Origin of the sequence: Streptomyces huasconensis (assembly GCF_021028635.1) — a bacterium.
Classification (GTDB): Bacteria; Actinomycetota; Actinomycetes; order Streptomycetales; family Streptomycetaceae; genus Streptomyces; species Streptomyces huasconensis.
In genome coordinates, this window is record NZ_CP086119.1 from 6,153,795 (window position 1) to 6,175,025 (window position 21,231).

At 73.4% G+C, this 21,231-nt stretch carries 19 protein-coding genes; 17 read left to right on the forward strand and 2 right to left on the reverse strand.

The window, feature by feature from the left end; translation table 11 throughout:
• The first annotated feature begins 39 nt into the window (after positions 1 to 39).
• Both J2N69_RS27965 and J2N69_RS27970 read left to right on the forward strand, forming a co-directional pair.
• Positions 40 to 1,167, forward strand: a complete 1,128-nt coding sequence (locus J2N69_RS27965) for a ferrochelatase (protein ID WP_230903156.1) — start codon at positions 40 to 42, stop codon at positions 1,165 to 1,167.
• 32 nt (positions 1,168 to 1,199) lie between these two features.
• Positions 1,200 to 2,009 carry an inositol monophosphatase family protein gene (locus tag J2N69_RS27970; RefSeq protein WP_230903157.1) on the forward strand — a complete coding sequence of 270 codons (810 nt, stop codon included), beginning with the start codon at positions 1,200 to 1,202 and terminating at the stop codon, positions 2,007 to 2,009.
• A gap of 62 nt (positions 2,010 to 2,071) precedes the next feature.
• On the opposite strand, the gene J2N69_RS27975 is transcribed toward J2N69_RS27970, so the two are convergent.
• Positions 2,072 to 2,245 (reverse strand): hypothetical protein, encoded by a 174-nt coding sequence (locus tag J2N69_RS27975; protein ID WP_167515896.1) that lies wholly within the window; start codon positions 2,243 to 2,245, stop codon positions 2,072 to 2,074.
• Between the two features lie 302 nt (positions 2,246 to 2,547).
• Here J2N69_RS27975 and J2N69_RS27980 point away from each other — a divergent pair, with 302 nt between their 5' ends.
• From J2N69_RS27980 to J2N69_RS27995, 4 genes are all read left to right on the forward strand, one after another.
• Positions 2,548 to 3,201, forward strand: a complete 654-nt coding sequence (locus J2N69_RS27980) for a response regulator transcription factor (RefSeq protein ID WP_030778701.1) — start codon at positions 2,548 to 2,550, stop codon at positions 3,199 to 3,201.
• A 6-nt stretch (positions 3,202 to 3,207) separates the two neighbouring features.
• The gene (locus J2N69_RS27985) at positions 3,208 to 4,509 is read left to right on the forward strand and encodes a sensor histidine kinase (protein WP_230903158.1); all 1,302 of its coding nucleotides are present in this window, start codon (positions 3,208 to 3,210) and stop codon (positions 4,507 to 4,509) included.
• A 394-nt stretch (positions 4,510 to 4,903) separates the two neighbouring features.
• Positions 4,904 to 5,200, forward strand: a complete 297-nt coding sequence (locus J2N69_RS27990; RefSeq protein ID WP_205035431.1) for a DUF4193 domain-containing protein — start codon at positions 4,904 to 4,906, stop codon at positions 5,198 to 5,200.
• A 13-nt stretch (positions 5,201 to 5,213) separates the two neighbouring features.
• Positions 5,214 to 6,143: an EcsC family protein gene (locus J2N69_RS27995; protein WP_230903159.1), complete on the forward strand. Its 930-nt coding sequence runs from the start codon at positions 5,214 to 5,216 to the stop codon at positions 6,141 to 6,143.
• Positions 6,144 to 6,148: 5 nt separating this feature from the next.
• Here the strand turns inward: J2N69_RS27995 and J2N69_RS28000 are convergent, their stop codons facing one another.
• Positions 6,149 to 6,601: a DUF3093 domain-containing protein gene (locus tag J2N69_RS28000; RefSeq protein WP_230903160.1), complete on the reverse strand. Its 453-nt coding sequence runs from the start codon at positions 6,599 to 6,601 to the stop codon at positions 6,149 to 6,151.
• A 58-nt stretch (positions 6,602 to 6,659) separates the two neighbouring features.
• Between J2N69_RS28000 and J2N69_RS28005 the strand changes: the two genes are divergently transcribed.
• The 11 genes from J2N69_RS28005 to J2N69_RS28055 all read left to right on the forward strand — a co-directional run bounded on the left by J2N69_RS28005 (position 6,660) and on the right by J2N69_RS28055 (position 21,182).
• The gene (locus tag J2N69_RS28005) at positions 6,660 to 7,244 is read left to right on the forward strand and encodes a PaaI family thioesterase (RefSeq protein WP_230903161.1); all 585 of its coding nucleotides are present in this window, start codon (positions 6,660 to 6,662) and stop codon (positions 7,242 to 7,244) included.
• Positions 7,241 to 7,792: a dUTP diphosphatase gene (dut, locus tag J2N69_RS28010; protein ID WP_230903162.1), complete on the forward strand. Its 552-nt coding sequence runs from the start codon at positions 7,241 to 7,243 to the stop codon at positions 7,790 to 7,792. Before J2N69_RS28005 ends, dut begins: the two co-directional genes overlap by 4 nt.
• Position 7,793: 1 nt before the next feature.
• Positions 7,794 to 8,561, forward strand: a complete 768-nt coding sequence (locus J2N69_RS28015) for a DUF3710 domain-containing protein (RefSeq protein ID WP_230903163.1) — start codon at positions 7,794 to 7,796, stop codon at positions 8,559 to 8,561.
• A 160-nt stretch (positions 8,562 to 8,721) separates the two neighbouring features.
• Complete coding sequence (locus J2N69_RS28020) at positions 8,722 to 11,979, forward strand: FtsX-like permease family protein (RefSeq protein WP_230903164.1); 3,258 nt, start codon at positions 8,722 to 8,724, stop codon at positions 11,977 to 11,979.
• Positions 11,980 to 12,091: 112 nt separating this feature from the next.
• On the forward strand, positions 12,092 to 14,794 hold the full coding sequence (locus tag J2N69_RS28025) for a hypothetical protein (RefSeq protein WP_230903165.1): 2,703 nt from the start codon (positions 12,092 to 12,094) through the stop codon (positions 14,792 to 14,794).
• The gene (locus tag J2N69_RS28030) at positions 14,787 to 15,743 is read left to right on the forward strand and encodes an ABC transporter ATP-binding protein (RefSeq protein ID WP_230903166.1); all 957 of its coding nucleotides are present in this window, start codon (positions 14,787 to 14,789) and stop codon (positions 15,741 to 15,743) included. Before J2N69_RS28025 ends, J2N69_RS28030 begins: the two co-directional genes overlap by 8 nt.
• A gap of 99 nt (positions 15,744 to 15,842) precedes the next feature.
• Positions 15,843 to 16,511 (forward strand): ABC transporter ATP-binding protein, encoded by a 669-nt coding sequence (locus J2N69_RS28035; protein WP_230904904.1) that lies wholly within the window; start codon positions 15,843 to 15,845, stop codon positions 16,509 to 16,511.
• 169 nt (positions 16,512 to 16,680) lie between these two features.
• A complete protein-coding gene (locus J2N69_RS28040; protein WP_230903167.1) occupies positions 16,681 to 19,236 on the forward strand; it encodes a sensor histidine kinase in 2,556 nt (851 codons plus the stop codon).
• A gap of 41 nt (positions 19,237 to 19,277) precedes the next feature.
• Positions 19,278 to 19,961, forward strand: a complete 684-nt coding sequence (locus J2N69_RS28045; RefSeq protein ID WP_230903168.1) for a response regulator — start codon at positions 19,278 to 19,280, stop codon at positions 19,959 to 19,961.
• 78 nt (positions 19,962 to 20,039) lie between these two features.
• Positions 20,040 to 20,438 carry an OB-fold nucleic acid binding domain-containing protein gene (locus tag J2N69_RS28050; protein WP_127910110.1) on the forward strand — a complete coding sequence of 133 codons (399 nt, stop codon included), beginning with the start codon at positions 20,040 to 20,042 and terminating at the stop codon, positions 20,436 to 20,438.
• Positions 20,439 to 20,441: 3 nt separating this feature from the next.
• Positions 20,442 to 21,182 carry a DUF3159 domain-containing protein gene (locus J2N69_RS28055; protein WP_127910111.1) on the forward strand — a complete coding sequence of 247 codons (741 nt, stop codon included), beginning with the start codon at positions 20,442 to 20,444 and terminating at the stop codon, positions 21,180 to 21,182.
• Positions 21,183 to 21,231 lie beyond the last annotated feature (49 nt).

The following is a 21,231-nucleotide window of genomic DNA, read 5'->3' on the forward strand; positions in this document are numbered from 1 at the left end:
GTTTTCCGGCTGTCAGTGGCGGGTGGCAGGATCGGTGGCATGTCCGATGCGCTCGATCCCACTCCGTACGACGCCCTGCTGCTGCTCTCGTTCGGCGGCCCCGAAGGCCCCGACGACGTCGTCCCGTTCCTGGAGAACGTGACGCGTGGGCGCGGCATCCCCAAGGAGCGGCTGAAGGAGGTGGGGCAGCACTACTTCCTGTTCGGCGGGGTCAGCCCGATCAACGACCAGAACCGCGCCCTCCTCGACGCCCTGCGCAAGGACTTCGCGGAGCACGGCCTCGACCTGCCGGTCTACTGGGGCAACCGCAACTGGGCGCCCTACCTCACCGACACCCTGCGCGAGATGGTCACCGACGGCCACCGCCGCATCCTGGTCCTCGCCACGAGCGCGTACGCCTCGTACTCGGGCTGCCGCCAGTACCGCGAGAACCTCGCCGACTCCCTCGCCGCCCTGGAGGCTGAGGGCCTGGAGTTGCCGCGGATCGACAAGCTCCGGCACTACTTCAACCACCCCGGCTTCGTGCGCCCCATGATCGACGGCGTCCTGAAGTCCCTCTCCGAGCTGCCCGAGGGCGTACGGGACGGCGCGCACCTGGCCTTCACGACGCACTCCATCCCGACCGCCGCGGCGGACACCTCGGGCCCGGCCGAGGACCACGGCGACGGAGGTGCCTACGTCGCGGAGCACCTGGACGTCGCCCGCCTGATCGCCGACGCGGTGCGCGAGGAGACCGGCGTCGAGCACCCCTGGCAGCTCGTCTACCAGTCGCGCAGCGGCGCCCCGCACATCCCGTGGCTGGAGCCGGACATCTGCGACCACCTGGAGGAGCGGCACGCCGCCGGCGCCCCCGCGGTGGTCATGGTCCCCATCGGCTTCGTCTCCGACCACATGGAGGTCCTGTACGACCTCGACACCGAGGCGAAGGCCAAGGCCGCCGAGCTGGGCCTGCCGGTCCGCCGCTCGGCGACGGTCGGCGCCGACCCGCGGTTCGCCGCGGCGGTCAGGGACCTCGTCCTGGAGCGCGCGGCCAAGGAGAGCGGCGTTCCCGTCACGCCCTGCGCCCTCGGGACGCTCGGCGCGAGCCACGACCTGTGCCCGGTGGGCTGCTGCCCGGCCCGCGCCCCGAAGCCCGCGGCCGCCGGCGCCGACAGCCCGTACGCGTGACCCCCGAGACCCCCCGAGCTGGAGCGAGCACGATGACGGACCCGCTGAAGGCGCTCAAGGCCGAGCTGCTCGGCGTCGCCCTGGAGGCCGCGCACCGCGCCGGTGCCTTCCTGCGCGACGGCCGTCCCGACGACCTGGGCGTGGCGGCCACCAAGTCCAGTGCCGTGGACGTCGTCACCGAGATGGACATCGCCTCCGAGAAGCTCATCACCGACTTCCTCGCCGAGCGCAGGCCCGACGACGGCGTGCTGGGCGAGGAAGGCGCGAGCCTGGCGGGCAGCAGCGGCGTCCAGTGGGTCGTCGACCCGATCGACGGCACCGTCAACTACCTGTACGGCCGCCCGGACTGGTGCGTCTCCATCGCCGCCCGCAAGGACGGCGAGACCCTCGTCGGCGTGGTGCACGCCCCGGTCCGCGGCGAGACGTACCGCGCGGTCCTCGGCGAGGGCGCCTTCGTCGGCGACCGCCCCGCGCGCGTGCGCCCCGCGCCGCCGTTCGGGCAGGCCCTGGTCGGCACCGGCTTCGGCTATCTCACCGAGCGCCGGGTCCGGCAGGCGGAGGTCACCCGGCACCTCGTCCCGAAGGTGCGCGACATCCGCCGCGGCGGGTCGGCGGCGATCGACCTGTGCGACGTCGCGCTGGGCAGGCTCGACGCGTACTACGAGCGAGGGCTCAACCCCTGGGACTTCGCGGCGGGCGACCTCGTCGCGCGGGAAGCGGGCGCCCTGACCGGTGGCCGCCCCGGAGAGCCCCTCTCGGGCGAGCTGGCCATCGCGGCCCCGCCCGGCCTCTTCGAGCCCCTCCAGGGCCTCCTGGAGGACCTCGGGGCCTGGCACGACTGACGCCACGCGAAAGACCCCGGCATCCGATGCGGATGCCGGGGCCCTCGTGCGTGCGTATGTGCTCAGACGTGCAGAGCGCCTACCTCGACTCCGTGCTCGGCGGCCAGACGGTGGAGGTCTTCCAGCTCCGCCTGCTCGACCTCGGCGAGGAAGTCGTCTCCCGTCTCACGGGCCATCGTGAGGTCGGACTCCGTGGCCTTTATGCGCTGCAGGAGACCTGCGGTGAATGCGTCCATGGTTGCGCCCCCTCGGCTGGGTCGTGGGTCGATGGCACGGGGGTGTGCCCTCAAGAAGGGGCGATCACGTCCAGAACAGCTCCTGGAGAAAGCCGTTCGTGGCATGCCACATACAAAGCGTGATCGCGGGTGTAAAGCCGTCCTCCCCCCGCTCCCTTCCGCAGAAACCTCGACGGGCCGAGAAAATCCCGCACTTCCCGGTCCGCAGACCGCCTTACAGCCGGTTTATGGCCGAAAGGGGCAGGATGGAGCCCTACCCCAAGACACATCTGCCCGCAGGGGCACAGAGGAAGGACAGCGACGTGCGCGTACTCGTCGTCGAGGACGAGCAGCTGCTCGCCGATGCGGTGGCCACCGGACTGCGCCGGGAGGCCATGGCCGTCGACGTCGTGTACGACGGGGCGGCCGCCCTGGAGCGCATCGGCGTCAACGACTACGACGTGGTGGTGCTCGACCGGGACCTCCCGCTCGTGCACGGCGACGACGTCTGCCGCAAGATCGTCGAACTCGGCATGCCGACCCGCGTCCTGATGCTCACCGCGTCGGGCGACGTCAGCGACCGCGTCGAGGGCCTGGAGATCGGCGCCGACGACTACCTCCCCAAGCCCTTCGCGTTCAGCGAGCTGACGGCACGCGTGCGTGCCCTCGGCCGGCGCACGAGCGTGCCGCTGCCGCCCGTCCTGGAGCGGGCCGGGATCAAGCTCGACCCCAACCGCCGCGAGGTCTTCCGCGACGGCAGGGAGATCCAGCTGGCCCCCAAGGAGTTCGCCGTCCTCGAAGTGCTGCTGCGCAGCGAGGGCGCGGTCGTCTCCGCGGAGCAGCTCCTGGAGAAGGCCTGGGACGAAAACACCGACCCGTTCACGAACGTGGTCCGGGTCACCGTCATGACCCTGCGCCGCAAGCTCGGTGAGCCCGCCGTCATCGTGACGGTCCCGGGCTCCGGTTACCGGATCTGACCCCCGGTGGCCGCGACCCCCGCGCCACCGGCGGCGCCCCCGAAGCCGACCTGGGAACCGAGGAAGGTCGAAGCACCCTTCCCCTGGCTGCGTCCGACCATCCGCATACGGCTCACGCTGCTCTACGGCGGCATGTTCCTGATCGCGGGCATCCTGCTGCTGTCGATCATCTATCTGCTCGCCGCCCAGGCGTTGAACGTCGGCAGCGACCTGCCGTTCAGGGTCACGGGCAAGTCCTCGGTGACCAGCGACAGCTGTGCCAACTTCCGGCTGCTCCCCCAGCGCCCCACGGAGGCACAGCTCAACGCCGCCCTGAACGAGTGCGTCAACACGATGCGCCAGAACGCCCTGGACAACCTCCTCAGCCGCTCACTTCTGGCCCTCCTCGGCCTCGCCGTCATCGCCTTCGCCTTCGGGTACGCGATGGCGGGCCGCGTGCTCTCGCCGCTGGGCCGCATCACCCGTACCGCCCGCAGGGTGGCCGGGACGGACCTGACCCGGCGCATCGAGCTGGACGGCCCGGACGACGAGCTGAAGGAGCTGTCCGACACCTTCGACGAGATGCTGGACCGCCTGGAGCGCGCCTTCACCGCCCAGCAGCGCTTCGTCGGCAACGCCTCGCACGAGCTGCGCACGCCGCTGGCGATCAACCGCACGCTCCTCGAGGTGCACCTCTCCGACCCCGGGGCGCCCCCCGAGCTGCACCAGCTCGGCAAGACGCTCCTGGCCACCAACGAACGCAGCGAGCAGCTCGTGGAGGGCCTGCTGCTGCTCGCCCGCAGCGACAACCAGATCGTCGAGCGCAAGCCTGTCGACCTGGCGGAGGTCGCCGACCGCGCCGTCGACCAGGTGCGCGGCGAGGCCGAGGCGAAGGGCGTGGAGATCCGCGGGGAGCGCGGCGCGGCCGTCGTCCAGGGCAACGGCGTCCTCCTGGAGCGGATCGCCCTGAACCTCGTCCAGAACGCCGTCAGGTACAACGTGCCGAGTCAGGAGGGGCAGGGCGAAGCCCTTCAGGAGAAGGGTGGTGGTGGGCGGCGGGAGGGCGGTTGGGTCGAGGTCACCACGGAGGCTCAGCACGGCCAGGCGGTCCTGGTGGTGTCGAACACGGGCCCGGTGGTGCCCGCGTACGAGATCGACAACCTCTTCGAGCCGTTCCGCAGGTTGCGGACGGAGCGGACGGGCAGCGACAAGGGCGTCGGACTCGGCCTGTCGATCGCCCGGTCGGTGGCGAGAGCCCACGGGGGCCGTATCATCGCGGAGCCACGCGAGGGGGGTGGGCTCATGATGCGCGTCACGCTTCCCATCTGACACGCTGCCACGAACTCGACGGTGTGTTCGCTTTACGCGGAATTTTCGGGACTCGATCCCGGGAGAACCGTGTGCGTTCCATCACAGTGGCGTATTTCTCGTCATCTACTCTCCGTGATCGTGAAAGTCGCCGGAAAGCCTGGAAAATCCGGGTTTTCGGGGGTCTTGATCACGGGAAGTACACGGGGTGACGCCCGTGAAGTGCGACATTCGGACCGTGTACGGTCCCGATCGCCATCCAAGCCGATCACCTCTTGAGGGGTGCGGTTGGGTGTCGATTGAGTAACAGACCTTGATGTGAGGCAAAATCTCCGCCTCGGGTCGGGCACAAGCCCGGCCTCTCACGCGTTACGTGCGCTGGAGACACCGCAGACACCCAGAGGGGGAGAGCGACATGGCAACGGACTACGACACCCCACGCAAGACCGATGACGACCTCAACGAGGACAGCATCGAGGAACTGAAGGCCCGGAGGAACGACAAGTCGACTTCGACTGTCGACGTCGACGAGTTCGAGGCCGCCGAGGGCCTTGAGCTGCCCGGCGCGGACCTGTCCAACGAGGAGCTCGCCGTCCGGGTGCTCCCGAAGCAGCAGGACGAGTTCACCTGCATGAGCTGCTTCCTGGTGCACCACCGCAGCCAGCTGGCCAAGGAGAAGAACGGCCAGCCGATCTGCCGCGACTGCGACTGAGGCGGGGTCGGCCATGACTGGCTCGACCCCGTCCAGGAAGCGCCGCTTCCGCAAGCGCGGAGCGGACCAGGCCGCCGCCTCGGGCGACGGCGTGCGTGACGACGAGCGGGGCTCTTCCCTCAACGGAGCAGCCTCGCTCGAACCGGCGAGCGCCGTCGAGGTGGCGCCGGACGAGACGGCGGCCGACAAGGCCTCTGGGCCCACTCGGACAACCGGGTCCCGGAGCCGCGTCGCCGCTGTCGCGGACGGAGTGAGGGAAGGCGTGCGCAAGGGCGGGCGCGGCGCCAAGGCCGGCATCGGCTACCTCGCCGACCGGCTCATCGAGAACGCCCCGCGGGTCCCGGTCCGCGATCTGACGACCCTCCGCAAGCAGTTCCCGGGCCTCGGCCCCGAGCAGCTCGCGGACAAACTCGTCGCGGGCGCCGCCAATGCCTCGTCCACGGTGGGCGCGGGTGTGGGCGCCGCGGCGATGATGCCCGTGCCGCCGACGATGCCCGCCGAACTCGCGGCCGAGATCACCGGCGTGGCAGCCGTGGAACTGAAGCTGATCGCCGAGTTGCACGAGGTCTACGGACTGCGGCCCGGCGGCAATCTCAAGGAGCGCAGTGCCGCGTATCTGACGTCGTGGACGCAGGAGCGCGGCGTCGACGTGACCAGGCCCACGACGCTCAACGCGGCGCTGGGCGGCCAGATGAAGCGGGAGCTGCGCCAGCAGATCATGAAGCGGATGGTCCGAAACCTCCCGAACCTCATGCCCTTCATGGTGGGCGCCGCGGTCGGGGCGGTGATGAACCGCCGGGACACGAAGAAGCTCGCCGAGAAGATCCGCGCCGACCTGCGGAAGCGGCAGATTCCGTGGGACGCGTTGCCGGAGCTGCCGCCTCTGGAGACGCCGGACGATCCGCTGCGGATCGCGGGGCGGCCCAAGGAGCTGGGGGGCTGAGCCCCTCAGGGGGCGCTTTGGCGTACGGCCTTCAAGGCCTCCGCCAGAGCCTCCGGGTGCCGTGTCGAGAGGTACGCGTACGGCGTCGGGTCGTCCGGGTCCGTGATCGGTACGCGCAGCGCCGTGGGGATGTACGCGCGCAGCAGCATGAAGGCGCGCGGGTCGGCCTTGTAGGAGCGCCAGGCGCGGGTCTCCTCGCCCGTCAGGACCTCCGGCTCACCCAGGGCGGACACCGGAATCCGCGCGTCGCCGGCGACCAGCGAGCCGGCCACCACGCGGATGCGCACCGAGCCGTACGCACTGGTGACGACCGCCGCCACCGCCGTACCGCCGACCAGGCCGCCGAGGAGCGGCAGCGTGCCGAACGGCAGCATGATCAGGGCCATCGCCACACCCACCAGGACCGAGGCGAACCACCACGAACGGGGCGCGGTCAGGCGTTCTTCGTAAGGCTGCATGGAACCAAGCTTGGCACGGGGAGCTGTGAGCACTGACGCGGAGGTAAGGTCTGCGCCTGTGAGTGGTACTTCCGCAGCTCTGACGCCCCCGGCCGACGCCATAGCGCCCGTCCGCCACCCCGACGCGCCCGCCCCCGGCGAGCTGATCGGCGCCCACTACGAACACTGCTTCGGTTGCGGCGAAGGCCAGGCGCACGGACTGCACCTCGCGGCACGCGCCGGCGAGGGGGTGAGCGTCACCGCCGAGTTCACCGTGCGCGAGGCGCACCAGGGCGCCCCGGGCCTCGCCCACGGCGGCGTCCTCGCCACCGCGCTCGACGAGACGCTGGGCTCCCTGAACTGGCTGCTGCGGGTGATCGCCGTGACCGGCCGCCTGGAGACCGACTTCGTACGGCCCGTGCCGCTGGGCACCGTGCTGTTCCTGGAGGCCGAGGTCACCGCCGTCGCCGGACGGAAGATCTACTCCAGGGCCACCGGCCGGATCGGCGGCCCCGACGGGCCCGTCGCGGTCCGCGCCGACGCCCTCTTCATCGAGGTGAAGGTCGACCACTTCATCGACAACGGCCGCCCGGAGGAGATCCGGGCCGCCATGAACGACCCGGACCAGATCCGGCGTGCCCGCGCTTTCGAGGTGAACCCGTGACGTCCCGTACCCCTTCCGGCGAGCTGAACGTGCTGATCAGGCGCGTCGACCCCGAGGTGCCGCTGCCGGAGTACGCGCAGCCCGGTGACGCGGGCTGCGACCTGCGCACGACGGAGGCCGGTGAGCTCGCGCCCGGTGAGCGGACCGTGCTGCCCACCGGGGTGTCCATCGCGCTCCCCGAGGGGTACGCGGCCTTCGTGCACCCCCGCTCCGGGCTCGCGGCCCGCTGCGGTGTCGCTCTGGTGAATGCCCCGGGGACGGTGGATGCCGGGTACCGTGGAGAGATCAAGGTGATCGTCGTGAATCTCGATCCGCGCGAGTCCGTGCGGTTCGAGCGCTTCGACCGGATTGCCCAACTGGTCGTCCAGCAGGTCGAGAAGGTGCGCTTCCAGGAGGTGGCGGAGCTTCCCGTATCGGCACGGGCCGAGGGGGGCTTCGGGTCCACCGGCGGCCATGCCGCCGTGGGCGTCGGCCCGGGCGTGAGCCCGGGCGAACAAACGGGTGGGAATCGATACGCATCGGTCGTATCCGACCGGGAAGGACAGTGACGTGTTCGGACGTCGCAAGAAGGACAGTGCCGCCGAGGACGCGGCGGGCGCGGACGAGCAGGTCGTCGACGGCGTGGACAGCAACGACTCCGCCGACGTCGCGCGCTCGCGCGTGCGGCTGGAGCCGGAGCCCCGTCCCGACGGTCCCTGGGACATCTCCGAGGTCCGCGAGCCCGGCGAGGGCCGGGTGGACCTCGGTGGGCTCTTCGTGCCGGGGGTCGAGGGCATGGAGCTGCGGGTGGAGGTCGCGGGCGACGCGATCGTCGCGGCCACCGTCGTGCTCCAGGACAGCGCCATCCAGCTCCAGGGCTTCGCCGCCCCCAAGAAGGAGGGCATCTGGAGCGAGGTCCGCGAGGAGATCGCCACCGGCATCACCCAGCAGGGCGGTGTCATCGACGAGGTCGAGGGCCCCCTCGGCTGGGAGCTGCGCGCGCAGGTCCCGGTCCAGCTGCCGGACGGCACCGGTGGCGTGCAGGTCGTGCGCTTCATCGGCGTCGACGGGCCGCGCTGGTTCCTGCGCGGCGTGATCTCCGGGCAGGGCGCGGTGCAGCCGCAGGCCGCCGGGCTCCTGGAGCAGATCTTCCGGGACACCGTCGTCGTACGCGGCGAGGGGCCGATGGCGCCGCGCGACCCGATCGTCCTGAAGCTGCCGGACGACGCGCAGATGGTCGCCGAGGGCAGCGTCCAGCAGGAGCAGCAGGAAGGCTCGCGGTTCTCGGGCGGCATGGGGCAGCTCCAGCGCGGCCCCGAGATCACCGAGGTCCGCTGACACCTCCGGGCGTGCCGCCGTCGGCGCCTTGAGCGCCTGACGGGGCATCAGGGGTGTCAACTGCCTTGTGGCCCGCGGTGGTTCCGGTTCGTCCGGACCATTGCGGGCCTTCTTCGCGTACGCCCATACTGTGCCGGTCACTCGGGGGGAGACCGGTGCGGTGAGTGGACGGCGGATGCCCGCCGCGGTGCGGGGGAGTCGGCAGCACGGAGTGGTCCTGGGGGCCGCGGGGCTCGCCGTGCTGCTCGCGGCCACCGTGCTCGCCGCTCTCGCGGCGCTCTCCGAGAAGGCCGTGGAGGGCGGGGCGCAGCGGCGGCTCGCCGCCGACCGGGAGGCCGTCGTCGAGGTCGCGGGACCGCACCGGGCGGACGGCGCGTGGGAGCTGGACCGGGCCGCCCGGGACGCCCTCGGCCGCGCCTACCGCGACGTGCCGCATCACACCTGGTCGGTGCTGCGGGCGCCCGCGGCCCGGAGCGACGAACTCGCCGTCACCGGGGCCGCAGGCCATCCCCGGCAGGACGCCACCCTCACCGTCGCCGCCCTGGAGGGCGCGGAGCGGCACGCCGCGCTCCGGGCCGGGCGCTGGCCGCGCCCCCGCGCCGGGCCCGTCGAGGTCGCGCTGACCGAGGCCGCCGCCGCCGAACTCGCCGTGCGGCCCGGGGGCGACATCACGCTACGGGGCGCGGGCGAGCACCTCGTGCGGACGAAGGTCGTCGGGCTGTACGCCACCGGGGGCCGCTCGCCCGCCGTGTGGGCCTCGCTGAGCAGTACGTTCGGCACGCCCGACTCCGTGGCGGTCGTGGCGCGCGGGGCGTTCACGGGCAGCCGGGGGCTCACCGGGGACGCGGCGGCGCTGTGGCTCGGGGTGCCCGACGCGGGCGGACTGCGGCTCGACGCCATCCGGCCGCTTCAGGAGCGTGCCCGGCGGTTCGCGGGCAGCGATGCCTCGCTCTCCGTCCTGCGGGGCGGCGAAGCCGGGCAGCACATCGCCGACGGCGACGACATCACCGTGTCGGCCGGGCTGCGCCGGGCGCTCGGCCGCCTCACCACACCGATCGCCGTGGCCCGCGCCGGGCTCTACGTCCCCGCGACGCTCCTGGCCGCGCTCGCCGTGGCCGCCCTCGTCCTCACCGCGCGGCAGCTCGCCGCACACCGCCGCCCCGAACTGGCGTTGCTGGCCGCGCGCGGGGCGGGCACCCGGCGACTCGTCCTGTCGACGGCGGGGCAGTGGGCCTGCGTGGCCGTGCCCGCCGCGGTGGCCGCGCCGTTCCTCGCCGGGCCGCTGCTGCGCGGCCTCGCCGGGGCCGGGCTCATCGAGGGCGAGGTGCCCGGCTCGGCGGCCACCGGCCCCGGCTGGGCGGCGGCCCTGGGCGCCGTCGCCGCGCACGGCGCCGCGGTGCTGCTGCCGACGGCCCGGGTCGGGCGGGACCGGCGGGCGGTGGCCCGGCTCCGGCTGCGGGTGGCGCGGTTCGCCGGGGTCCAGCGGCTGGGCGCGGACGTGGCGCTCGCCGCGGTCGCCGTCCTGGGCTGGCTCCAGCTCCGGCAGTACCGCTCGCCGGTGACCGGCGCCGACGGCGTCGACCCCGTCCTGGTGCTCGCCCCGGTCGCGATGACCGGGGCGGCCGCACTGCTCGTCCTGCGGCTGCTGCCGCTGTTCGCCCGTGTCATCGACCCCCTCGCGCGCCGCGCCCGCGGGCTCGTCCTGCCGCTCGGCGGCTGGCAGGTCGCGCGGCGCGCGGCACGGCACGCCGGGCCCGCGCTGGTGGTGACGCTGGCCCTCGCGGTCGCCGCGCTCAGCAGCACGGCCCTGGCGATCCTTGACCGCGGCGACCGCGACCAGGCCGCGTTCCAGGTGGGCGCGGACCTGCGCGTCGAGCCGGGCGAGGGGTTGGCGCCCCAGGAGCGGCGCGACGCCTACGAGGCGCTGCCGGGCGCGACGGCCGTCACGCCCGTGATCACCTCGGAGGGGTACGTCGGGCAGAACGCGGTCGCCGTCACCGCCGTCAACACCGCACGCGGGCCGGTGCCTTCCTTGCGGGGCGATCTCGCGGACGCGCCCGTACGCGAGCTGGTGGCGCCGCTCGGCAAGGGGATACCGGAGCACGGGTTGCCGGTCCGGGGTGCGGGGTCCTCGCGGGAACTGCCGCTGCGGGTGCGGATGGTGGCCAGTGGGGGCGGTGACGTCGTACCCGTACGGCTCACCGTCCACTTCGAGGACGGGGACGGGCTCGGCCGGTCGAGTTCGGTGGTGATCGAGGAGGGGCGGGCGCGGACCCTGCCGTTGAAGGTGGGGGTGCGTGGCGGGGGCGTGCGCGTCCTCCAGATCGACCTGAGCATGGCCGGCGAGCGGGTGCGGCGGACCTACCGGCTGACCGTCGACCGGGTGCCGGGGCTCACGCGGGCGGCGCGCTGGCACGACCTGCGGGCCGACGCGCCGGACCGGCACGCGGCCGGGTGCCCGGGGGCGCGGCGGGAGCGGGGCGCTTCTGGCGAGGCGCCCGGGCCCGTGCTCTGCCGGGACGGCCCCGGGCCCGGCACACTGCTCGACGCGGTGCTGCGCGGGCCCGACGGGCGGCTGAAGCACCCCCCGTGGGGTGTGCGGCTCGGCACGGACCGCGTGAAGGGGCGGCCCGCAGCACCCGCGCTCGCGGACGACGCGCTGCTCGCTTCCGGGGAGGTCAGGGTCGGGGACACCGTGACGGTCCGGCGGAGTACGGGCGGCAGCGCGCGCGTGCGGATCGTCGGGCGGCTCGCGGCGGTGCCCGGAGTGCCGCGCGACCGGCCGCGGCTGTTCGCCGACTCCCGGGCCATGGCCGCCCAGTGGGCCCTGAGCGGGGCGCTGCCCGAGGCGGAGCAGGCCTGGTGGGTGGGGGTGCGCGGGGCGGACGCGGCCGCTGCCGTGGCCGCGGTGCGCGCCGACCCTCGGCTGGGCGAGGCCGTCGATGTGCCGGACGCGCGGGCGGAGTTGGCGGCCGACCCCCTGCGGCGGGGCGCCCGGGGCGCGCTGATGCTCTGCCTGGTACTGGCGCCCGCCTTCGCCGTCATCGCCTTCGCCCTGCACACGGTGGTCTCGGCGCGCTCCAGGGAACGGGAGTTCGCGCTGCTGCGGGCGCTCGGCGTGCGGCGGGGGCAGTTGGCGGCGTACCTGTGGACGGAGCAATTGGCGCTGGCCGGGGTGGCGGCGCTGCTCGGCACGGGGCTCGGGGCGGCGCTTGCTTCGGTGATCATGCCGGTGGTCACGGTGGACGCCGAGGGCGAGCCGGTCTTTCCCTCGCTGGTCACGCAGGTGCCGTGGGGGCGTGTGGGGGCGACGGCCGGGGTGACCGCGGCGGTGATCTGCGCGGTGGTGACGGGGGCCGCGCGGGTCCTGGGCCGGGTGGATCTGGCGCGGGTGCTTCGGGTGGGGGAGGACGGGTGACGGGGGTGCGGGGAGTGCGGGGGATACCTGGGGCGAGGGGGACGCGGGCGGTGTCATGGGGCGGGGGAGGCCCATGATGCGCGGGTGGTGGCGCGGAGGACCCGTCCTGCTGGTGGGTGCCTTGGTCTGTGTGCTGGTCGCGGTCGCCGCCGGTGGGCCCGGAGTGCTCGAACGGCTGGCCGGGCAGGCCCTGGACTCCCGCCTGGAGCAGGCCCAACGGGCGGCGCCCGGCATCGTCCACAGCGCGCGCCTCGACCCGCAGGACGTACGGCTCGGGGCAGAGAGCGATCTCGGCGGCGACCTCGACCGGTACGCGCAGGTCATCGAGAACTCCGTTCCCCGGCCGTTGCGGGGCGCGATCACGCACGACGCCACCCGGGTGCGACTGCCCACCGTGACAGGGGCGGGAGCCGCGCTGTCGCTGGTGTACGCCTCCGACGCCCCGGGGCCGCAGGCGTACGTGGCCGGGCGGGCGCCCCGCGCGCGGGGCGGGGTCGTCGAGCTGGCCGTGTCCACCCGCACGCGCGACGCGCTGGAACTCCGGGTCGGCCAGCGGGTGCCGCTGAGAGCCGGGGCCCTGCAGAACGTCGACGCCGTCGCGCGCGTGTCCGGGATCTTCCGGGTCGCGGGCGAACGGCGGCTCTGGCGCGAACAGCCTCTGCTCGCCCGCCCGTTGCCCGGCGTGGCGGGAACGGAGGAGAGCGCCGGCGCCCTGATCGCGCCCCGCGGGGCCGAGATCCTCCAGAACCAGGCCGACGCCGAACTGACCGTCCACTGGAACATGCGGCTGACGCTCGGCGGCGCGGTGGCCGCCCGCTTCGTGGACGACCAGGGCGAGCGGGAGTTCCGGCGGGCCATGGCCCGCCACCCGCTCTCCGCGCGCGAGTCCACCTGCCGGTCGGGTTCGTACGGCGGGAAGTTCTGCGTGATCGGCGTCCACCCCGCGACCGAGCTGGAGACCGCCACCGAACTGCCCGACGTCTTCGCGGAGTTCGGTCGGCGGTGGCGCCAGGCCGCGGTCGTGATCTCGTTCGCCTCCGCCTCGCTGCTCGGCGTGGGGCTCGCCGCCGTTGTCGTGGCGTCGCTGCTGGTGGTGCGTCGGCGCCTGCCCGCCGACCGGCTGCTGCGGGCGCGGGGCGCCTCCGCTGCAGGGCTGGCCCTCGGGCGCGCCCTGGGGAGCGCGCCGGCCGTGGCGCTCGGGCTCGGCGCCGGCTGCGCGCTCGCCGCGGCGGTGCCGGGGACTTCACCCGCGTATGGCAACGGCCTGGCCGTGGCGGTGCTCTGCTGGCTGCTGCTGCCCGCCCTCACGTGGGGCGCGGTGCGGGACGGGGCCGTGGTGCGCGACCGGGGGCCGGGGCGGGCCGGGCGGCGGCTGGTCGCCGAGGCGGTCGTGCTGGTGCTCGCCGCGGCAGGCGTGTTCGCGCTGCGGGCCCGGGGCACGGAGGGGGCCGCGGCTGCCGAGGGGACAAAGGGGGCCGGGTGGGCCGCGGGGCCCGATCCGCTGCTCGCCGCGGTGCCCGTGCTGCTCGGGCTCGCCGCGGTCGCCGTGCTGGTGCGGTGCTACCCCTGGCCGGTGCGGCTCGCGGCGCGGTGGGCGGGCCGGGGGAGGGGCGTCGTGGGGCTCGTCGCGCTGGCCCGTGCGGCGAAAGAGGCTCCCGCGCGCGGGCTCGCGCTGCTCGTCCTCGTGGTGACGCTCGCCGGAGCAGTCTTCGGTGGCCTCGTCTCCGGGACGCTGGCGGAGGGGCGCCGGTCGGCGGCGGCCTGGCAGGTGGGCGCCGACGCCTCCTTCCTGGGGGCGGGCCGGGACCCCGACATGGCGGCGCGGCTGGCACGCGCGCGTGGCGTGCGCGAGACGGTGGCGGTACGGCAGCTGCGGGTCGACCCGGTGAGCGGCACGGACGGGGGCAGGTACGGGATCTCCAGCCTGATCGGGGTGGACGCGGGGCAGCTGGGGGCGGCGGACGGGAGTTCGGCCGCCGCGCGGGCGCTGCGTCAGGCCGGGCTGACCGGCGGCGGTGGGGGCCGGGAGATCAGAGTGCTCGCCTCCGAAGGCCGCGCGGGGGATCTGCTCACCTTCACGCGCCACGGCAAGGAGATGCGGCTACGCGTCGTCGGGCCGCTCCCCGAGGCCGTGGGGCGCGACCCCGCGCTCGGTCCCGTCCGCGGCGCCGAGGCACGGCAGCACCTGCTGCTCACCGACAACAAAGACCTCACGGCTTTCGCCGCCCCGGAGTTCGAGGAGTCCGCGCTCCTGCTGTACGGCGAGCGCCTGGACGCCCGGGCACTGCGCTCCCTCGTGCCGCGCGCCGCTCCCGCGGCCGCCACCGGCGAACTCCGCATCCGTACCGAGGAACAGGCCGAGGCCGACGACGACGGACTGATCGCCGCCGTGGAGAGCGCGCACACCGCCTGCACCGCCCTCGCCGTGCTCCTCGCGCTGCTCGCCCTCGTCCTCGACCTGCTGCTGTCCGCTCCCGCGCGCGGGCGCACCGCCGCCTATCTGCGCACCCTCGGCCTCGGCGGGCGCGCCACGTCCGCGCTGCACCTGCTGCAACTGCTGCCCATGGTGCTCGCGGCCCTCGCGGGCGGCGTCGCGCTCGGCCTCGCCCTGCCGGGGCTGCTCGGGCCCGCCCTCGACCTGCGCGCGTTCACCGGCGGGCCGACCGCGCCCGACCGGCACGTCGACGTCCTGTTCACCGCGGCCCTGGCGGCGGGGCTCTGCGTCCTGGTCGCCGTGGCGGTGGCGGTGGAGACCTGGCTCGGGCGGCGCCGGGGGCTCGGGGCGGTCCTGCGACTGGGGAGAACCGATGACTGACGCGTCCCGCCGTACCGCCGTGCCCGACCTCTCCGCCCTGGAGGCGCGGGCCCGTACCGCGCGCCTCCCGGCCGGCGACGAGGGCCTCGTCGTCTGCGACAACCTCGTTCGCGTCTACCGCACCGAGGGGGTCGAGGTGCAGGCGCTCCAGGGCCTCGACCTGGTGGTGGCCGAGGGCGAGTGCGTGGCTCTCGTCGGCGCCTCCGGGTCGGGCAAGTCCACGCTTCTGTCGATCCTCTCGGGGCTCGACCTGCCCACCGCGGGCCGGGCGAGGGTCGCGGGCCACGACCTGCTCGCCATGGGGCGCCGTGAACGCCTCGGCTACCGCAGGCACACCGTCGGCTTCGTCTGGCAGCAGACCGGGCGCAACCTCCTGCCCTATCTGACCGCGCTGGAGAACGTGGCGCTGCCGATGAAGTACGCGCGCGTGCCGCGTCGTGCACGCGGTGCCAAGGCCACCGAGCTGCTCGCCGTGCTCGGTGTCGCGCACTGCCGTGACCGGCTCCCCGCCGCGCTCTCCGGCGGGGAGCAGCAGCGTGTCGCCGTCGCGGTCGCCACCGCCAACTCCCCACGTGTCCTGCTGGCCGACGAGCCCACGGGCGAGCTGGACACGGCCAGTGGCGAGGCCGTTTTCGGGGCCCTGCGCCGCGCCAACGAGGAGCTGGGCGCGACCGTCCTGGTCGTCACCCACGACCCGCTCGTCTCCGAGCAGGTCCGCCGCACCGTACGCATCCGCGACGGACGTACGTCGACGGAGACGCTCCGCGAACAGGGCGGCGCGGGCGAGGAGTTCACGGTCCTGGACCGGGCCGGGCGGTTGCAGCTGCCGGGCGAGTACGTGGAGCGGTACGGGTTGCGCGGCCGGGTCCGGCTCACGGCCGAGCCGGACCATGTGGGCGTATGGCCGGACGGGACGGACGGGACCGGTGCGGAGTGCGGCGGTGGGTGATCGCGGGCGCTCTGCCCTTGTCCGGGCCGACGCAGGGTGACGATACTGGCGCCCAGTTCGAACACGGGTCCACAAGGGGAGCGTTCTGTGCCGGAAGCCATGGTCGTCGTCGAAGACCTCCACCGCACGTACGGCACCGGCGCCGCCGCCGTGCACGCCCTGCGCGGCGTCTCCTTCACCGTCCCGCGCGGCGAACTCGTCGCCCTGAAGGGACGCTCCGGCAGCGGCAAGACGACACTGCTCAACCTGGTCGGGGGACTCGACGCCCCGGACGGCGGCAAGATCACCGTCGACGGGCTGGAGCTGGCGTGCCTCGGCGAGAGCGGCCTCCTGGAACTGCGCCGCGACCGCGTCGGCTTCATCTTCCAGTCCTTCGGGCTCATCCCCATCCTCACCGCCGCCGAGAACGTCGGCGTCCCCCTGCGGCTGAAGAAGACCGACCCACGCGCGCGGGAGGAACGGGTCGCGCTGCTGCTCGCCCTCGTCGGCCTCGCGGACCACGCCGAGCAGCGGCCCGGCGAACTCTCCGGAGGCCAGCAGCAGCGCGTGGCCATCGCCCGCGCCCTGGCGAACAGGCCCGCCCTGCTGATCGCCGACGAGCCCACCGGGCAGCTCGACGCGGAGACCGGACTCGCCGTGATGGAGCTGCTGCGCGCGGTCGTCCGCAGCGAGGGCGTCACGGCACTGGTCGCCACGCACGACGCGGCGCTGCTCGACCTCGCCGACCGGGTCCTGGAACTGCGCGACGGGGGGATCGTCGAACACTGACCGGTACAGCGCGCATCGGGGTGTATCCGCCCGGGCGCATCAGGGTTGTGTCAAGGACGGCCGCCCCGCACCCCCTCGCCCGTAATGCCGGATTTGCTGGCCGTAAGGTCGAACCTGCGTACGCAGTGAGACGCTGCGTACACAGTTGTTCGAGGAAGACAATGAGGCCATGGCACGCGGCAAGCTTCGGATCTATCTGGGCGCGGCACCCGGCGTCGGCAAGACGTACGCGATGCTCTCCGAGGCCCACCGGCGTGTCGAGCGCGGCACCGACTGCGTGGTCGGCTTCGTGGAGCACCACGACCGGCCACGCACCGAGGTGATGCTGCACGGCCTCGAACAGGTGCCCCGCAAGGACCTGGAGTACCGCGGCACCGCCTTCACCGAGATGGACGTCGACGCCGTCCTGGAGCGCGCCCCCGCCGTCGCCCTCGTCGACGAACTCGCCCACACCAACGTCCCCGGCTCCCGCAACGCCAAGCGCTGGCAGGACGTCGAGGAACTCCTCGCGGCGGGCATCGACGTCGTCTCCACGGTCAACATCCAGCACCTGGAGTCCCTCGGCGACGTCGTCGAGTCCATCACCGGCGTGCGCCAGCGCGAGACCGTCCCGGACGAGGTGGTGCGCCGCGCCGACCAGATCGAACTGGTCGACATGTCGCCCCAGGCGCTGCGCCGCCGCATGGCGCACGGCAACATCTACAAGCCCGACCGCATCGACGCCTCCCTCTCCAACTACTTCCGCCCCGGCAACCTCACCGCCCTGCGCGAACTGGCCCTCCTGTGGGTCGCCGACCGCGTCGACGAGTACCTCCAGCAGTACCGGGGCGAGCACAACATCCGCTCCACCTGGCAGGCCCGCGAACGCATCGTCGTCGGCCTCACCGGCGGACCCGAGGGCCGTACGCTCATCAGGCGCGCCTCCCGCATGGCCGCCAAGGGCTCCGGCAGCGAGATCCTCGCCGTCTACATCGCCCGCAGCGACGGCCTGACCGCCGCGTCCCCCAAGGAACTCGCCGTCCAGCGCACCCTGGTCGAAGACCTCGGCGGCACCTTCCACCACGTCATCGGCGACGACATACCGGCCGCCCTCCTCGACTTCGCCCGCGGCGTCAACGCCACCCAGATCGTCCTCGGCTCCTCCCGCCGCAAGACGTGGCAGTACATCTTCGGCCCTGGCGTCGGCGCGACCGTCGCCCGTGAGTCGGGGCCCGATCTGGACGTGCACATCGTCACCCACGGCGAGGTCGCCAAGGGCCGCGGCCTGCCCGTCGCCCGCGGGGCGCGCCTCGGCCGCTCCCGGATCATCTGGGGCTGGCTGGTGGGCGTCGGGGGGCCCGCGCTCCTGACGCTGCTGCTCACCCACGTCGACGCCGACCTCGGCCTCGCCAACGACATGCTGCTGTTCCTGACGCTGACGGTGGCCGCCGCCCTCCTCGGCGGCCTTCTGCCGGCCCTGGCGTCGGCGGCCGTCGGCTCACTGCTCCTGAACTACTACTTCACGCCGCCGCTGCACCTGTGGACGGTCTCCAACAACAAGAACATCGTCGCCATAGCCGTCTTCGTGGGCGTCGCGGTGTCCGTCGCCTCCGTGGTGGACCTCGCCGCCCGGCGCACCCATCAGGCCGCCCGGCTGCGCGCCGAGTCGGAGATACTCTCCTTCCTCGCCGGCAGCGTCCTGCGTGGCGAGACCAGCCTGGACGCCCTCCTGGAGCGGGTCCGCGAGACCTTCGCCATGGAGTCCGTGGCGCTCCTGGAGCGGGCGGGCGACACCGAGCCCTGGACCTGCGCGGGCAGCGTCGGCGACGGCCGCGCGCCGAAGCGCCCCGAGGACGCCGACGTCGACATGCCGGTCGGCGACCACATGGCGCTCGCCCTGTCCGGCCGCGTCCTGCCCGCCGCCGACCGCCGGGTCCTCGCCGCCTTCGCCGCGCAGGCCGCCGTCGTCCTGGACCGCCAGCGCCTGCAGTCCGAGGCCGACCAGGCCCGCACCCTCGCCGAGGGCAACCGCATCCGCACCGCGCTGCTCGCCGCCGTCAGCCATGACCTGCGTACGCCACTGGCGGGCATCAAGGCGGCCGTGTCCTCGCTGCGGTCCGACGACGTCGACTGGTCCGAGGAGGACGAGGCCGAGCTGCTCGCGGGCATCGAGGACGGCGCCGACCGCCTCGAACACCTCGTGGGCAACCTCCTCGACATGTCCCGGCTCCAGACCGGCACCGTCACCCCGCTGATCCGCGAGATCGACCTCGACGAGGTCGTCCCCATGGCCCTCGGCGGCGTCCCCGACGGCAGCGCGGAGCTGGACATCCCCGAGACGCTGCCGATGGTCGCCGTCGACAAGGGCCTGCTGGAACGGGCGGTCGCCAACATCGTCGAGAACGCCGTGAAGTACGCCCCTGAGGGCAAGCCCGTCAAGGTCTCGGCCAGCGCACTGGGCGAGCGCGTCGAGCTGCGCGTCGTGGACCGCGGGCCCGGCGTCCCCGACACCGCCAAGGACCGCATCTTCGCGCCCTTCCAGCGTTACGGTGACGCTCCGCGCGGCGCGGGCGTGGGCCTCGGCCTCGCGGTCGCCCGCGGCTTCGTCGAGGCCATGGGCGGCACCCTGGCCGCCGAGGACACCCCCGGCGGCGGCCTGACCATGGTGCTCACCCTGCGGGCGGTGGCCGGGCGGCCGCCGGACCGCCCCGAACTGCCCGACGTTCCCGCCCAGGTCACCCGGTGACACCAGTGACCCCGAACCACAAACCAGAAAGGCAGGCCGGCATGACCCGGGTGCTCGTGGTCGACGACGAGCCGCAGATCGTACGCGCCCTCGTGATCAACCTGAAGGCGCGCAAGTACGAGGTGGACGCGGCATCCGACGGCGCCACGGCGCTCCAGCTGGCCGCCGCCCGCCACCCCGACGTCATCGTGCTCGACCTCGGGCTGCCCGACATGGACGGCGTGGAGGTCATCAGGGGCCTGCGCGGCTGGACCCGCGTCCCGATCCTGGTGCTGTCCGCCCGGCACAGCTCCGACGAGAAGGTCGAGGCCCTCGACGCGGGCGCCGACGACTACGTCACCAAGCCCTTCGGCATGGACGAACTCCTGGCCCGCCTGCGCGCCGCCGTCCGCCGGGCCGAGCCCACCGGCGCGGGCGAGGACGACATCATGGTCGACACCGAGGACTTCACCGTCGACCTGGCCGCCAAGAAGGTCAACCGCGACGGCCGCGACGTACGCCTGACGCCGACCGAGTGGCATCTCCTGGAGGTGCTGGTGCGCAACACCGGCCGCCTGGTCAGCCAGAAACAGCTGCTCCAGGAGGTCTGGGGCCCCTCCTACGGCACCGAGACCAACTACCTGCGGGTCTACATGGCGCAGCTGCGCCGCAAGCTGGAGGCGGACCCGGCCCATCCGCGGCACTTCATCACGGAGCCGGGGATGGGCTACCGCTTCGAGCGCTGAACCCCGGCGTGAGCGGGCATGCGGACAGGTGAGCGCACCCCTGGCTCCGGTGTCGGCACCCCCCGGTACGCTTCTTGTATGAGTGCTGTTCCTGGTTCCGAAAAGCCGGCAGGCCGTTTCCGGCGCATGCTCGACCGGCTGTCCTCCTCCCAGGAGGATCTGGAGTCGGAGGAGCTGCGCGAGGACTCCGAGACCGCGGGCTGTGTCCGCATCGGAGACTGCCAAGACCGCCAGATAGTCACCGTTACTGGTACCTTGCGCACGGTCACCCTGCGACCACGCGCCGGGGTCCCCGCGCTGGAGGCCGAGCTGTTCGACGGCTCCGCGGCGCTGGACGTGGTGTGGCTCGGCAGGCGCTCCATCGTCGGGATAGAGCCGGGGCGCAAGCTGATCGCATCGGGCCGGATCTCGATGAGCCGCGGCCGCCGGGTGCTCTTCAACCCCAAATACGAACTCAGACCGCTCGGACGGGAGTAGCCGGTGACGTCCCTCGACAAGCCGACGGACCAGGGGAACGCGGACCAGCAAGCCGCGTCCGATTCCAGGGCCGTGACCGAGGCAGCCCTCTTCGAGGCCTTCGGCGGCGTGCGGGGCATGGTGGAGACGGTCGTTCCCGGCCTGCTCTTCGTGACCATCTTCACGGTCAACAAGGACCTGCACATGTCGGCCATCGCGGCCCTCGCGGTGTCCCTGGTGCTCGTAGTGGTCCGCCTGGTCATGAAGGACACCGTCAAGCACGCCTTCAGCGGCGTCTTCGGGGTCGCCTTCGGCGTGGTCTTCGCGATGATGACCGGCAACGCCAAGGACTTCTACCTGCCGGGCATGCTCTACACCCTGGGCCTCGCCCTGGCCTACATCATCACGACCCTGGCGGGCGTTCCCCTGATCGGCCTCATCCTCGGCCCGGTCTTCAAGGAGAACCTCTCCTGGCGCACCCGCAACCCGGGCCGCAAGAAGGCGTACGCGAAGGCCAGCTGGGCCTGGGGCCTGATCCTGCTCGCCAAGTGCGCGATCCTCTTCCCGCTGTACTGGTGGGCGGACACCACGCAGTTCGGCTGGGTCCTGGTCGCCCTGAAGATCCCGCCGTTCCTGCTCGCCGTCTACCTCACCTGGGTCTTCCTGGCGAAGGCCCCGCCGCCGATCGACGTCTTCGCGGAGATGGAAGCGGCGGAGAAGGCGGAGGCCGCCGAGAAGGCGGAGGCGGAGCGCGGTACCCCGTAGCGGACGACGTACGCGGATGGGGGCGCCCGGTAAGTACCGGGCGCCCCCA

Excerpts from the sequence above, each read along its gene's own strand:
- J2N69_RS27965 (WP_230903156.1), top strand. The coding sequence starts at position 40 with ATGTCCGATGCGCTCGATCCCACTCCGTACGACGCCCTGCTGCTGCTC.
- J2N69_RS27970 (WP_230903157.1), top strand. The coding sequence starts at position 1,200 with ATGACGGACCCGCTGAAGGCGCTCAAGGCCGAGCTGCTCGGCGTCGCC.
- J2N69_RS27975 (WP_167515896.1), bottom strand. The coding sequence starts at position 2,245 with ATGGACGCATTCACCGCAGGTCTCCTGCAGCGCATAAAGGCCACGGAG.
- J2N69_RS27990 (WP_205035431.1), top strand. The coding sequence starts at position 4,904 with ATGGCAACGGACTACGACACCCCACGCAAGACCGATGACGACCTCAAC.
- J2N69_RS27995 (WP_230903159.1), top strand. The coding sequence starts at position 5,214 with ATGACTGGCTCGACCCCGTCCAGGAAGCGCCGCTTCCGCAAGCGCGGA.
- J2N69_RS28000 (WP_230903160.1), bottom strand. The coding sequence starts at position 6,601 with ATGCAGCCTTACGAAGAACGCCTGACCGCGCCCCGTTCGTGGTGGTTC.
- J2N69_RS28030 (WP_230903166.1), top strand. The coding sequence starts at position 14,787 with ATGACTGACGCGTCCCGCCGTACCGCCGTGCCCGACCTCTCCGCCCTG.
- J2N69_RS28035 (WP_230904904.1), top strand. The coding sequence starts at position 15,843 with ATGGTCGTCGTCGAAGACCTCCACCGCACGTACGGCACCGGCGCCGCC.
- J2N69_RS28040 (WP_230903167.1), top strand. The coding sequence starts at position 16,681 with ATGGCACGCGGCAAGCTTCGGATCTATCTGGGCGCGGCACCCGGCGTC.
- J2N69_RS28045 (WP_230903168.1), top strand. The coding sequence starts at position 19,278 with ATGACCCGGGTGCTCGTGGTCGACGACGAGCCGCAGATCGTACGCGCC.
- J2N69_RS28050 (WP_127910110.1), top strand. The coding sequence starts at position 20,040 with ATGAGTGCTGTTCCTGGTTCCGAAAAGCCGGCAGGCCGTTTCCGGCGC.